Source organism: Paraburkholderia sp. SOS3 (assembly GCF_001922345.1).
GTDB lineage: Bacteria > Pseudomonadota > Gammaproteobacteria > Burkholderiales > Burkholderiaceae > Paraburkholderia.
In genome coordinates this window covers 3,053,240-3,066,948 of record NZ_CP018811.1, presented here as the reverse complement: position 1 = coordinate 3,066,948, position 13,709 = coordinate 3,053,240, and the positions used below count along the sequence as shown (strand labels likewise).

11 protein-coding genes are annotated in these 13,709 nt (G+C 66.2%); 10 read left to right on the top strand and 1 reads right to left on the bottom strand.

Annotation, left to right across the window (positions count from 1 at the left end; all coding sequences use genetic code 11):
* Positions 1-221 precede the first annotated feature (221 nt).
* The gene (locus tag BTO02_RS13630) at positions 222-1,220 is read right to left on the bottom strand and encodes an LLM class flavin-dependent oxidoreductase (protein WP_075157481.1); all 999 of its coding nucleotides are present in this window, start codon (positions 1,218-1,220) and stop codon (positions 222-224) included.
* A gap of 812 nt (positions 1,221-2,032) precedes the next feature.
* On the opposite strand from BTO02_RS13630, the gene BTO02_RS13620 reads away from it, so the two are divergent.
* The 10 genes from BTO02_RS13620 to astE all read left to right on the top strand — a co-directional run bounded on the left by BTO02_RS13620 (position 2,033) and on the right by astE (position 13,410).
* Positions 2,033-2,590, top strand: coding sequence for a hypothetical protein (locus tag BTO02_RS13620; RefSeq protein WP_075157479.1), 558 nt, complete (start codon positions 2,033-2,035; stop codon positions 2,588-2,590).
* 45 nt (positions 2,591-2,635) lie between these two features.
* On the top strand, positions 2,636-3,745 hold the full coding sequence (locus tag BTO02_RS13615) for a patatin-like phospholipase family protein (protein WP_075157478.1): 1,110 nt from the start codon (positions 2,636-2,638) through the stop codon (positions 3,743-3,745).
* Positions 3,746-3,950: 205 nt separating this feature from the next.
* Entirely contained in the window at positions 3,951-4,754 is an 804-nt protein-coding gene (locus BTO02_RS13610; protein ID WP_075157477.1) for an ABC transporter ATP-binding protein, read from the top strand.
* A 10-nt stretch (positions 4,755-4,764) separates the two neighbouring features.
* Positions 4,765-5,919 (top strand): GlxA family transcriptional regulator, encoded by a 1,155-nt coding sequence (locus tag BTO02_RS13605; RefSeq protein WP_083615115.1) that lies wholly within the window; start codon positions 4,765-4,767, stop codon positions 5,917-5,919.
* 109 nt (positions 5,920-6,028) lie between these two features.
* Entirely contained in the window at positions 6,029-7,264 is a 1,236-nt protein-coding gene (locus BTO02_RS13600) for an aspartate aminotransferase family protein (RefSeq protein WP_075157476.1), read from the top strand.
* A gap of 17 nt (positions 7,265-7,281) precedes the next feature.
* The gene (gene aruF, locus BTO02_RS13595) at positions 7,282-8,349 is read left to right on the top strand and encodes an arginine/ornithine succinyltransferase subunit alpha (protein WP_075157475.1); all 1,068 of its coding nucleotides are present in this window, start codon (positions 7,282-7,284) and stop codon (positions 8,347-8,349) included.
* Complete coding sequence (astA, locus tag BTO02_RS13590; protein WP_075157474.1) at positions 8,346-9,434, top strand: arginine N-succinyltransferase; 1,089 nt, start codon at positions 8,346-8,348, stop codon at positions 9,432-9,434. Before aruF ends, astA begins: the two co-directional genes overlap by 4 nt.
* Positions 9,431-10,900, top strand: a complete 1,470-nt coding sequence (gene astD, locus BTO02_RS13585; RefSeq protein WP_075157473.1) for a succinylglutamate-semialdehyde dehydrogenase — start codon at positions 9,431-9,433, stop codon at positions 10,898-10,900. Before astA ends, astD begins: the two co-directional genes overlap by 4 nt.
* 4 nt (positions 10,901-10,904) lie before the next feature.
* On the top strand, positions 10,905-12,245 hold the full coding sequence (gene astB / locus BTO02_RS13580) for an N-succinylarginine dihydrolase (protein ID WP_075157472.1): 1,341 nt from the start codon (positions 10,905-10,907) through the stop codon (positions 12,243-12,245).
* Between the two features lie 55 nt (positions 12,246-12,300).
* The gene (astE, locus tag BTO02_RS13575; RefSeq protein ID WP_232243364.1) at positions 12,301-13,410 is read left to right on the top strand and encodes a succinylglutamate desuccinylase; all 1,110 of its coding nucleotides are present in this window, start codon (positions 12,301-12,303) and stop codon (positions 13,408-13,410) included.
* Positions 13,411-13,709 lie beyond the last annotated feature (299 nt).

Genomic DNA, 13,709 nt, shown 5'->3' with positions numbered 1-13,709 from the left:
TTGCGCGGCCCGACGCATCCGGCCCATGTAACGGTAAAACGTGAATTTCAAGGTTACGCATCGGGACGCGTAGATCGTGGCGCCGCATGCGTGAGGCGCCGCCGTACGATCCGCGTTCAGGCGTGTGCGAGCGATGCCCGGTGCGCCGCCGCGGCGAGGCCGATCGGCTCGACCGTCGTACCTGCACCCGTCTGCAGGCGGGTGCGGGTGCCGATGTGCCGTTATCGCGCCGCCGCGTCGAGTTCGTCGCGAATCTGCGCGGCCAGTTCGAACGAGTGCAGCCGCGCGGCGTGATCGTAGATCTGCGCGGTCAGCATCAATTCGTCGGCGGCGGTCTGCTCGACGATCGACGCGAGCTGCTCGCGCACCGTGTCGCGGTCGCCGATCACCGAATAGGCGAGGGAATGCGCGACGCTCGCCAGTTCGAACTCCGACGCTTCGAGGCGCTCGACGGGCGGCTGCAACGGCCCCGGCGTGCCGCGCCGCAAATTGACGAACTGCTGCTGCAGCGATGTGAAGAGCCGCCGCGCCTCGTCGTTCGTATCGGCGGCGAACAGATTGACGCCGACCATCGCATACGGCCGCTCGAGCGCAGCCGATGGGCGGAACTGCGCGCGATACAGCTGCAGCGCGGTCATCATGTGATCGGGCGCGAAGTGCGACGCGAACGCGAACGGCAGGCCGAGCGCCGCGGCCAGTTGCGCGCTGAAAAGGCTCGAGCCGAGCAGCCACAGCGGCACGTTCAGTCCCGCGCCCGGCACCGCGCGCACGCGCTGGCCCGCGACGGGTTCGGCGAAATAGCGCTGCAGTTCGACGACGTCGTCGGGAAACGAGTCCGCGCTGCCCTGCAGATCGCGGCGCAATGCGCGCGCGGTGGTCTGGTCCGTGCCGGGCGCGCGGCCAAGACCGAGATCGATGCGGCCCGGATACAGCGACGCGAGCGTGCCGAACTGCTCCGCGATGACGAGCGGCGCGTGATTGGGCAGCATGACGCCGCCCGAGCCCACGCGGATGGTTTGCGTGCCGCCGGCGACATGGCCGATCACGACCGACGTCGCGGCGCTCGCGATGCCCGTCATGTTGTGATGCTCAGCCAGCCAGAAGCGCTTGTAGCCCCAGCGTTCCGCATGTTGCGCGAGGTCGAGCGTGTTGCGCAAGGCGTCGCCGGCGGTCGAGCCGGCGGTGATCGGAGACAGATCGAGTACGGAAAAGGGAATCATGGCAATCCAGAGGGAGGCCGCCTGAGCGGCGCAGATCAGAGCGGATTGTGCCAAACCGCTTTCATTTCCGCTGAAGGCCGCGATAAGTCCACAATCGCCGCATGGTCGGGCTGCGCGATGTGCCGGGGCTCTGCTGCGGCGAGCCTGCGCCGCAGCCGCAAGCGTGTGAATTCGCACAGAAATGCAGGCACGAGCGCATTAGCCTGAAGCTGGCGCTGTCGACATGGCCGCGGCCTTCCTCGGACTTCGACGCCGGTCGCTTGAGCTCGTCACGCGTAGGTCGGCTACGCAGTGCACCCCCGGACGCAGCGGGCGACCGGCTCAGCCGGAGCGTGACGCCGACGCATCATTCGCGCGCATCGTCGGCATCGCGCGCGTGATTGCAGTTTCGTCAGCCGATTCGGTGTAAACGCGCTCTCGCGTGTTCGTCCTTGCGACGCTAGATTGTGAACAATCGGCGCATAGTCGAGGGGCCAGACGGCCGCGTACGCGCGGCCGCACAAAGCGACAGAGCCGCATGAACGCGGCCGGACAAAGCGGAGCATGCACAACGGCCGTGGGACGAAACGTCCGCGGCCGTTGTGTTGCCCTCTCGAGCTTCGTTCACATTTCCGCGCATCCATCTCCCACGCACCGATCCGATCGGCCACGCGGTCTGTGCGTGCCGCTGCGCGCGTGCGCCGAAGCTTCGCTCAGGCGCCGCGGCACTTCCGGTTCGTCCTGACTTCGCCGCATTGCGCGCCGCTTCGCCCGTCTGCGGTATCCTGTCACGTCGTTGACTTCGTGACGTCCGTCACCTTCCACGCTTTCAGATGGCCTTCCGCTATTCATCGCTGGTCGCGGCCACGCTCGGCGCATCGATTGCACTGACCGGCTGCGACAATCAACAGACCGGGCAAGCCGTGCAGAAGCTCAAGGATTTCTTCAACGCGATCAAGCCCGACGTGCTGCTGCTCAAGGGACTCACGCCCGGCGTCACGACCGAGGCGCAGATTCGCGACCAGATGGGCAAGCCCGAAACCGAGCGCAACTTCACCGACGGCTCGAAGCGCCTCGAATATCCGCGCGGTCCCGAAGGCCTCAACACCTACATGGTCGACATCGGTCCGGACGGCCGCTTGCAGGCCGTCACGCAGGTGCTGACCGCGGCGAACTTCGCGAAAATCCGCGCCGGCATGACCGAAGACGAAGTGCGCCGGCTGCTCGGCAAGCCCGGCCAGATCGCGGTCTATCCGTTGAAGCCCGAAACGGTGTGGAGCTGGAAGTGGCGCGAAGGCGGCGTCACCGAAGAAGCGTTCTTCAATGTGCATTTCGATGCGAATCACGTCGTCTACACGACGTCGCGCTCGGATGTGATGCGCGGCCATTGAGCGGCAAGGTCGTTGACGGCAATACGACGAGGAGAGGGCAGGCAGGTGGCGCATCGACGTCGTTACAAGAAGATCGGTCTCGTGCTCGGCGGCGGCGCCGCGCGCGGCTGGGCGCATATCGGCGCGATCCGCGCGCTGCACGAGGCGGGCATCAAGCCCGACGTCGTCTGCGGCACGTCGATCGGCGCGCTGGTCGGCGCGGTCTATGCGCACGGCGACCTCGACTGGCTCGAGGACTGGGTCTCGCGGCTCACGTGGCAGTCGGTCGTGAGGCTGCTCGATCTGCGTTTCTCGGGTGGACTGTTCGGCGGCAAGAAGGTGATCCAGGTCTTTGCCGAGCGCTTCAACGGCTGCGAAATTCGCGACCTGAAGATGCCGTTCGCGGCGGTCGCCACCGAGCTCGATACGGGCCGCGAGACGTGCCTGCAGGAAGGCAGCGTCGTCGACGCAGTACGCGCGTCGATTGCGATTCCGGGCATTTTCACGCCGGTCTGGCATGAGGGCGTCTGGCTCGTCGATGGAGGGCTTGCGAATCCGGTGCCGGTATCGGTCGCGCGCGGGATGCGCGCGGACTGTGTGATTGCCGTCGACCTGAACAACGACATCCTGAATGGGCGCGACCTCGGTGGCCTGGCGCTGCCGTTGCCGGCCACCGCACGTCCGCATGCGCGGGCGCGCCGACGCCCGGCGCCGCGCGCAGCCGCGCCCATGCCGCTCGAGAATCCGCTTCACCCGCAGGCCGATGTGCTGCTGACGGGGCCGTCGCTGGCGGACCAGGTTGCGCGTGCCGCCGAAACGCCTGCACTGCGCCGTAACGGCAAACCGTGGCCGCGCTGGCTGCAGCCGGCGCCGGGATTCGAAGATCGCGTGGGCGACGTGCACGTAGGCAATGTGCATCCGGGCGACGTCCGGGTGCCGCCTGCGCCGAGCGCGCGCGTACCGTCGATGCTCAGTTCGATCGCACAGAGCATCGACATCATGCAGGTGCGCATCACCCGCAGCCGCCTCGCCGGCGAACCGGCCGACGTGCTGATCCAGCCGCGTCTCGGCGGCCTCGGCATCTTCGATTTTCATCGAGCGCAGCCGGCTATCGCCGAAGGGCGCGCGGCCGTCGAGGCCATGCTGCCCGCGATCCGCGCGCTGCTCGGCGAGTGACGCGCGTTCGCGCCTCGTCGGTTTGAACGGGTTAGCGCGGTTTCGAGCGGTTTCCTATGTGATGCCGAGCGTCGCGCGACGCTGCCCGGATGTGCTATTTTCCGCGCTGCGCCGTACCTTGCCTTTATGCAGCAATACGGCGATCCTGATGCCGTCGCGGACCTTGCCCTGCCGCGCCGTCGACTCCTCTGCACCGGAGACCATCTTGCCCGATAACAGTCAAACTCAAGCCAGGGATGAAGTCTGCAAGCTCGTCGTGCAGGATATCCACAAGCGCTATGGCGACAACGAAGTGCTGAAGGGCGTGTCGATGAACGCGCAGAAGGGCGACGTGATCAGCATTATCGGCGCGAGCGGCTCGGGCAAAAGCACGTTCCTGCGCTGCATCAATTTTCTCGAGCGGCCGAACGCGGGCAAGATCATCGTCGACGGCGAAACGGTGCGCACGAGGGCCGACCGCGAAGGCAATTTCGAAGTGGCCGACCACAAACAGCTGCAGCGCATCCGCACGAAACTCGCCATGGTGTTCCAGCACTTCAATCTGTGGGCGCACATGACGGTGCTGGAGAACGTCGTCGAAGCGCCGATCCATGTGCTGGGCCTGTCTCGCAAGGAAGCCGAAGACCGCGCGCGCACGTACCTCGAGAAGGTCGGCCTCGCGCCGCGGCTCGAGAAGCAGTATCCGTCGCACCTGTCGGGCGGGCAGCAGCAGCGCGTCGCGATCGCGCGTGCGCTCGCGATGAACCCCGATGTCATGCTGTTCGACGAACCGACCTCGGCGCTCGACCCCGAACTCGTCGGCGAAGTGCTGAAGGTCATGCAGGCGCTCGCCGACGAAGGCCGCACGATGATCGTCGTCACACATGAGATGGGCTTCGCGCGCAACGTGTCGAATCACGTGATGTTCCTGCATCAGGGCCGCACCGAAGAGGAAGGCCCGCCCGCCGAAGTGCTCGCTACGCCGAAGAGCGAGCGGCTCAGGCAGTTTCTGTCCGGCAGCCTCAAGTAGCGGCGCGTGCATGACGCGATCGATTCGTGCCGCTTCCGGCAGCAGTACTGGCGAAGACGCCGGCGGCCGCGCTGAGAGCGGCGTTGGCGCAAGCGCTCGAGCCGACGCGCGGACCGGCGCTGAAGCCGGCGCTCCGCGCACCACGCAGGTCGCGATCGTTGCATTGCCGCCGGTGTCGATGTCCGGCGTCGGACCGGTCGTCGATACGCTGAATCTCGCGAATGAAATCGATGGCCGCGCGCTGTACCGCTGGCAGGTCTGCTCCGCGGACGGGCGCCCCGTGCCGTTGGCGGGCGGCGCGCAATGGCCGGCCGACGCCGCATTCGGCGCTGCGCTCGCGTGCGACTGGCTGATCGTGATCAGCGAGCGCTTCGAGCCATTCTCCGACTACCGGCCTTTTCTCGCGAACCTCGCACGTGCGAGCGAGCGCACGCCGCTCGTGACAGGCATTCATCACGGCGTCTGGTGGCTCGCGATGGCGGGGCAACTGTCCGGCTATCGCGTGAGCGTCAACTGGGAGACGTATCAGCAGTTCACCGAGCAGTTCGAGCAAGCGATCGTCACGCAGCAGATCTTCGAAATCGATCGCGACCGCGCGACCTGCACGGGCGGTCAGGCGAGCGTCGACTTCATGCTTGCGATGATCGCGCGCGACCACGGCCAGCCACTCGCCGAACGGATCGCCGATGCGCTTGGCGTCGGCACGCTGCGCGCGGGCGCCGAGCGGCAGCGCATTCCGTACGTGACGGCGCCGGGCGAACGCCATCCGCATCTGAACGACGCGCTGCTGCTGATGGAAGCGAACATCGAAGATCCGCTCACGACCGACGAGATCGCGGGTCTCGTCGGCGTGTCGCGGCGCCAGCTCGAGCGGCTGTTTCGCCAGTACCTCGGCGCGATGCCGTCCCGCTACTATCTGGGCCTGAGGCTCGCGAAGGCGCGCACGCAGTTGCAGCGCACGAGCAAGTCGGTCGTGCAGATCAGCCTTGCGTGCGGGTTTTCATCGGCCGCGCATTTTTCGAATGCCTACCGCGAGCGCTTCAAGGTGACGCCGCGCGAAGAACGCCGCAACTGGCTCGACAGGCAGGCGGCGGGCGGGTCGGCGCACGGGGCGCCTGCGGCGCCCGCCGCACCGGGCGAGCCGCCGGCGCGCGACGTACGATAGTGCGGCACGCCGCCCCTCGCGATCTTCGATAGAACACGTCGCGTATGCGCAAGACGGCGCGCGCATCGTTTTCTACACTACGGATATTGCCCGCCACGAGGATCGCGCCATGAACGACCAGAATGTGACACGCCAGACCTTCGACGAAGTGATGGTGCCGGTGTTCTCTCCCGCATCGTTCGTGCCGGACCGCGGCAAAGGCTCGCATGTCTGGGACACGCAGGGCCGCGAATATATCGACTTCGCCGGCGGCATCGCCGTCACCGCGCTCGGTCATGCGCATCCCGAATTGCTCGAGGTGTTGAACGAGCAGGGCGCGAAGCTCTGGCATATCGGCAACGGCTATACGAACGAGCCCGTGCTGCGCCTCGCAAGACGGCTCGAAGAGCTGACGTTTGCCGACCGCGCGTTTTTCGCGAATTCCGGCGCCGAAGCGAACGAGGCGGCCTTCAAGCTCGCGCGTCGCGTCGCATTCGAGCGGCATGGCGCGGACAAGATCGAGATCGTTTCCTTCACGCAGTCGTTTCATGGCCGCACGTTCTTTACCGTCAGCGTCGGCGGGCAGCCGAAATACTCGGAGGGCTTCGGGCCCGTGCCGGCGGGCATCGTGCATCTGCCGTACAACGATATCGAAGCGGCGCGCAAGGCGATCGGCCCGAAAACATGCGCGGTCGTCGTCGAGCCGATTCAGGGCGAAGGCGGCGTGATTCCCGCCGATCCTGCGTTTCTGCGCGCCTTGCGCGAAGCATGCGACCGGCACGGCGCGCTGCTGATTTTCGATGAAGTGCAAACGGGCGTGGGTCGTACCGGCTTTTTCTACGCCTATCAGGACACCGATGTGACGCCCGACATCCTGACCACGGCGAAGTCGCTCGGCAACGGCTTTCCGATCGGCGCGATGCTCACCACCAAAGAACTGGCCGCGCACTTCAAGGTGGGCGTGCACGGCACCACGTATGGCGGCAATCCGCTCGCTTCGGCGATCGCGCTGAAGGTGGTGGAACTGATCAGCGATCCACAGCTGCTTGCCGGCGTCCGCTCGCGCAGCACGGTGCTGCAGGAAACGCTTGCGAAGCTCAACGAGTGTTTCGGCATCTTCAGGCAGGTGCGCGGCAAGGGGCTGCTGATCGGCGCGGAGCTCGACGGTGCATTCAAGGGGCGCGCGAAAGACTTTGTCACGGCGGCGGGCAGGCACGGGCTCATCATGCTGATGGCGGGCCCCGACGTGCTGCGCTTCGCGCCGTCGCTGATCATTCCGCTCGACGATCTGCACGAGGGCCTGGCAAGGCTCGCGAAGGCGATCGAGGAAGTGGCCGGTGCGACGGCCGCGTCGAACGCAAAGTAGTCTACTGAGGAACGACGATGCTCTTCGTACGCCCCGGCCGCCTCGCCGACCTCGATGCGCTCGACCGCATGGCGCGCGCCGCGCAGCCCGTGCTGCATTCGCTGCCGCATGACCGCCGCGCGCTCGAAGCGCGCGTCGCGCTATCGGAAGACTCGTTTCGCGCAGAAGCCGATTTTCCGGGCGAGGAGTTCTATCTGTTCGTGCTCGAAGACAGCGAAACCGACAAGCTGCTCGGCACCGCGAGCATCGTCGCGGCAGCCGGTTATGCGGAGCCGTTCTACGCGTTTCGCAACGATGCGCTGATTCATGCGTCGCGCGAGCTGCATGTGAACCGCAAGATCCACGCGCTGACGATGTCGCACGAACTGACCGGCAAGAGCCGTCTCGGCGGCTTCTATATCGAACCCGAGCTGCGGGGCGCCGCGGCCGCGCATCTGCTGTCGCGCGCGCGCATGATGTATATCGCCGCGAACCGCAAGCGCTTCACGCCCGAGGTGTTTTCGCTGCTGCTCGGCGTGACCGACGAGGCGGGCGTGTCGCCGTTCTGGGAGGCGGTGGGCCGCAAGTTTTTCGGCCGCAACTTCGCCGATATCGAAGTGCAGTCGGGCGGACGCAGCAGCACGTTTATCGCCGAGGTGATGCCGAGCTATCCGATCTATGTGCCGCTGCTGCCCGAAGCGGCGCAGCGCGTGCTCGGCGAGCCCGACGAAAAAGCGCTGCTCGCGTATGAGATTCATCTCGAAGAAGGCTTCGAGACCGACCGCTATGTCGATATCTTCGACGCGGGCCCGGTGCTGACCGCGCAGGTCGATCGCAGCGCGTGCGTGAAGCGCAACGAGATGCGCACGGTGCTCGCCGCAAACGACGTGCCGCCCGAGCGCGCGCACAGCGCCACCTATATGGCCGCGAGCAACCGCCCCGGCGAATTCCGCTGCGTGCTCGTCGATTTGCCGCGCGAGCGCGACGCGGGTGCGCCGTTGCCGGCCGCGGCGCGGGCCGCGCTCGGCGTCGATGCCGGCGATGCCGTGCGCTGCGTGATCCTGCATCAGGAAGAGAACTACGCATCTTCGGAGGACGCCCCATGATCGTCGTGCGTGTCGTGCAGACGGGCGATCTCGACGCGCTCGTCACCCTTGCGGGAGAAACCGGCCCCGGCCTCACCACGTTCAAGCCCGATCGCGCCGCGCTCGAGGCGCGCATCGCGCGCTCGCGCCGCACGCTCGACAATCGCGCGGCGCCGCACGAGCAGGGCTACCTGTTCGTGATGGAAGACAGCACGACGGGCGACATCGCGGGCGTATGCGGCATCGAAACGGCGGTCGGCCTCGATCAGCCGTTCTACAACTATCGTGTGAGCACGGTCGTGCACGCGAGCCAGGATCTCGGCATCTGGACGCTGATGCGCGCGCTCAATATTTCGCACGATCTGACCGGCTATGCGGAAGTGTGCTCGCTGTTTCTGAGCCCGCGCTATCGCGCAAGCGGGGTGGGCGGCTTGCTGTCGCGTTCGCGTTTCATGTTTATCGCGCAGTTCCGCGAGCGCTTTGCGCAGCGCATTTGCGCGGAACTGCGCGGCCATTTCGATGCGGAGGGCACGTCGCCGTTCTGGCGCGCGGTCGGTTCGCATTTCTATCAGATCGATTTCAATGCGGCCGACTATCTGAGCTCGCACGGCCGCAAGGCGTTTCTCGCCGAACTGATGCCGCGCTTTCCCGTGTATGTCGATCTGCTGCCCGAAGAAGCGCAGGAATGCGTCGGCCTCACGCACAGCGATACGCTGCCTGCCCGCAAGATGCTCGAAGCGGAGGGGCTCCGTTACGAGAACCATGTCGATATCTTCGATGCGGGCCCGGTGCTCGAATGCCATATCGCCGATTTGCGCACCGTGCGCGAGAGTGTGGTCGTGCCGGTCGAGATCGTCGACGCCGCGCCGGCATCGGCTCGGCCCGCGCGTGAACGCGAGCCCGACAGTGAATGCGAAGCGCCGCGCTCGCTCGTCTCGAATACGTCGCTCGACGATTTTCGCGTCGGCGTCGCACCCGGCGTTGTCGAAGCGGGCGTGTTCCGCCTGTCCGCCGACGAAGCCGCGGCGCTTCGCGTGCACGCCGGCGACCCCGTGCGCGTGCTTGCGGCGATGCACACACCGAAACGGAAACAGGGATCCGCATGAGCGAACTATTCATCGACGGCAGCTGGACTGCCGGTACCGGCGCGGCGTTCGCGTCGCGCAACCCCGGCACGAACGAGCTCGTCTGGCAAGGCAACAGTGCATCGGCCGATGATGTCGAGCGCGCGGTCAGAAGCGCGCGCCGCGCATTCGCGCATTGGTCGGCCACGGCGTTCGAAGCGCGCTGCGCGATCGCGCGCCGCTTCGCCGCGCTGTTGAGCGAACGCAAGGAAGCGCTTGCCGCGACGATCGGCCGCGAGACCGGCAAGCCGCTGTGGGAAGCGCGCACCGAAGTCGCATCGATGGCGGCGAAAGTCGATATCTCGATTCAGGCGTATCACGAGCGCACCGGCGAAAAGCGTTCGGTCATCGCCGACGGCACCGCGGTGCTGCGGCATCGCCCGCATGGCGTGGTCGCGGTGTTCGGCCCGTATAACTTTCCAGGGCATCTGCCGAACGGGCATATCGTGCCGGCGCTGATCGCGGGCAACGCCGTGGTGTTCAAGCCGTCCGAACTCGCGCCGGCCGTTGCGCGCGCAACCATCGAGGTGTGGCAGGAAGCCGGGCTGCCCGCGGGTGTGCTCAATCTCGTACAGGGCGAAAAAGACACAGGCGTTGCGCTTGCGAATCATCGGCAGATCGACGGGCTTTTCTTTACCGGCAGCTCCGGCACGGGCACGCTGCTGCACAAGCAGTTCGGCGGACGCCCGGAGATCGTGCTTGCACTCGAAATGGGCGGCAACAATCCGCTCGTCGTCGCGCAAGTGGCCGATCTCGATGCGGCCGTCCATCACACGATCCAGTCGGCGTTCCTGTCGGCGGGGCAGCGCTGTACGTGTGCGCGCCGCATTCTCGTGCCCGACGATGCGTTCGGCGAGCGCTTTGTCGCGCGACTCGTGGACGTGACATCGCGCATTCGCGTCGGCACATACGATGCGGACCCGCAGCCGTATATGGGCGCGGTCATCACCGCGCGTGCGGCCGCCCGGCTTGTCGAAGCCGAGGCGCGCCTCGTGGAACGCGGCGCGCGCCCGCTGCTCGGCATGCAGCAGCGCGATCCCGCGCTCGGCTTCGTGAGCCCGGCGCTTCTCGACGTCACCGCTGTGCCCGATCTGCCCGACGAAGAGCATTTCGGACCGCTCGCGCAGATTATTCGCTACGACAGCTTCGACGCCGCGATCGAACGTGCGAACGACACCGCGTACGGACTTTCCGCGGGCCTGCTCGCCGACGACGAAACGCAATGGACGCATTTTCAGCGAGCTATTCGCGCCGGCATCGTCAACTGGAACCGGCCGACCAACGGTGCGTCGTCGGCCGCGCCGTTCGGCGGCATCGGGCGCTCGGGCAACCAGCGTCCCAGCGCGTACTACGCGGCCGACTATTGCTCGTACCCGATGGCGTCGGTCGAAAGCGCGCAGTTGCAGATGCCCGCGAACGTGTCGCCGGGACTTCATTTCGAGGGATAGCACCATGCGAGCGATCGAAGCGAATTTCGACGGGCTGGTGGGCCCGACGCATAACTATGCAGGCCTCTCGTTCGGCAATGTCGCGTCGGTGTCGAACGACAAGTCGGTCGCCAATCCGAAGGCCGCGGCGAAGCAGGGGCTGCGCAAGATGAAGCAGCTTGCCGACCTCGGTTTCCGGCAGGCCGTGTTGCCGCCGCAGGAGCGGCCGTCGCTGCGTCTGCTGCGCGAACTCGGTTTTTCGGGCGCCGACGCGAGCGTGATGGCGAAGGTCGCGAAGGAGGCGCCCGAACTGCTCGCCGCGGCAAGTTCCGCATCCGCGATGTGGACCGCGAACGCGGCCACCGTGAGTCCCTCGGCCGACACCGCAGACGGCCGTGTGCATTTCACGCCGGCGAATCTGTGCAGCAAATTGCATCGCGCGATCGAACACGAATCGACGCGCCGCACGCTGCGCGCGATCTTCGCGGACGAGAACCGCTTTGCGGTGCACGAAGCGTTGCCGGGTACGCCCGCGCTCGGCGACGAAGGCGCGGCGAACCATACGCGTTTTTGCGCGGCGTATGGCGAGCGCGGCGTCGAATTTTTCGTGTACGGCCGCAGCGAATACCGGCGCGGTCCGGAACCGAAGCGCTACCCGGCGCGGCAGACCTTCGAGGCAAGCCGCGCCGTCGCGCAGCGGCATGGGCTCGCCGAAGCAACGACCGTCTATGCGCAGCAGAATCCCGACGTGATCGACGCGGGCGTGTTTCATAACGACGTGATCGCGGTCGGCAACGCGCACACGCTCTTTTGCCATGAACTCGCGTTTGTCGACTCCAGCGCGGTGTATGACGAACTGCGCGCGAAGCTTGCCGCGCAGCATGCGCCGTTCGACGTGATCGAAGTGCCGGATGCGCTCGTGAGCGTCGACGATGCCGTCACGTCGTATCTGTTCAACAGCCAGTTGCTGATGCGCGAGGACGGCAGGCAGATACTCGTCGTGCCGCAGGAATGCCGTGAAAACGAGCGCGTCGCGCGCTATCTCGACACGCTCGTGGCGGGGTCGGGACCGATCGACGAGGTCAAGGTATTCGATCTTCGCGAAAGCATGAAGAACGGCGGCGGCCCCGCCTGCCTGCGGTTGCGTGTCGTGCTGACCGACGCGGAGCGCGAAGCGGTGCTGCCGGGCGTATGGATCGACGGGCGGCTGTTCGCTTTGCTCGATGCATGGATCGACCGGCACTATCGCGACCGGCTCGCGCCGGGCGATCTCGCGGACGCGCAACTGCTCGACGAATCGCGCACGGCGCTCGACGAACTGACGCAGATTCTGCGTGTCGGATCCTTGTACGATTTTCAGCGTTGATTGATGAGCGTTGATCGTTGCTGCTGAGTCTCCGAGGCGGCGTTTCGCAGGAACCATGACAGGGCAGGGCAAGATGCTCGACGACTTTCTCGCCTACACGCTAGCCGGCCACGCGCCGCCCGCCGATGCGCAACGCGAAGGCGTGTGCGCCGATGGCGTGCGCTGGAACTGGCTCGACGATGGCGTGCTGCAGTTCGAGCCCGTGGCGGCTCGGAGCGAGGCACGCGAGGCAGGCGAGGCTGCCGGCGTGCACAGCGTGCTCGCGTCGGCCGGTATTCATGGCGACGAAACCGCGCCGATCGAGTTGCTGTCGACGCTCGTGCGCGATATCGCGCAGGGCCGCGCACCGCTCGCGTGCCGGCTGCTCGTCGTGCTCGGCAATGTCTCGGCCATGCGCGCGGCGTGCCGTTATATCGACGACGATCTGAACCGCCTTTTCAGCGGCCGTCACGCGCAATTGCCGCAGAGCGAGGAAGCGCCGCGCGCCGCGGCGCTCGAACGCGCGGCCGCGCGATTCTTCGCGAATGCACCGCAACGGCGCAGCGCGCGCTGGCATATCGATATGCACACGGCGATCCGCGCATCGGTGTTCGAGCGCTTTGCGCTGCTGCCGCATACAGGCGAGCCGATGTCGCACGCGATGTTCGAATGGCTGCGCGATGCGCAGATCGCGGCCGTGCTCGTGCATGCGGCGAAGAGCACCACGTATTCGCATTTCACCTCCGAAGCGTGCGGCGCCGATGCGTGCACGCTCGAACTCGGCAAGGTACGTCCGTTCGGACAGAACGAGCTCGCGCGTTTTGCGGGTGCCGATCGCGCGTTGCGTAACCTGCTTGCGGGTCAGCGTGATGACGGACACGAGCGTGCCGCTCGCGTCGGTTCCGGCGATGCAACGGCGGGGGACTTGCCGCTTCCGCGCGTCTTTACGGTGATCGGCCAGATCACGAAGCACAGCGACGCATTCGAACTGTTCGTCGAAGCCGATGTGCCGAATTTCACCGCCTATCCGCAACACACGCTGCTCGCGCGCGACGGCGCTTATCGCTATACGGTGAGCCATCCGGAAGAGCGCATCGTGTTTCCGAATGCATCGGTAAAACCCGGGCTGCGCGCAGGTCTGATGGTCGTCGAAACGACGGAGCACGCGCTCGCGTCACTGCAATAAGCGAAGTTTCGTTCCCCGCACACGATTTCGCTGTCCGCAGCATGCGTGCGTGCGCTAAAATCGCCGGGCATCTGAACCCGGTGTATCGCGCATGGGCCGCGACCGAGTCGCGTCTGATCCACGTATGAGCTCCGTATGAGCCCGTATGGCCTGATATGGACCCGCATGGGGCTGATATCGGCATCGGCCGCACGGCACGACGGCCCGATATCGCGGCCATGCATTCGATCGGGCCGCTTCGGAAAACATCGCCTCCATGCAATGCGGATCGCGAGGTTCATTGCACCGCCAGGTATAAC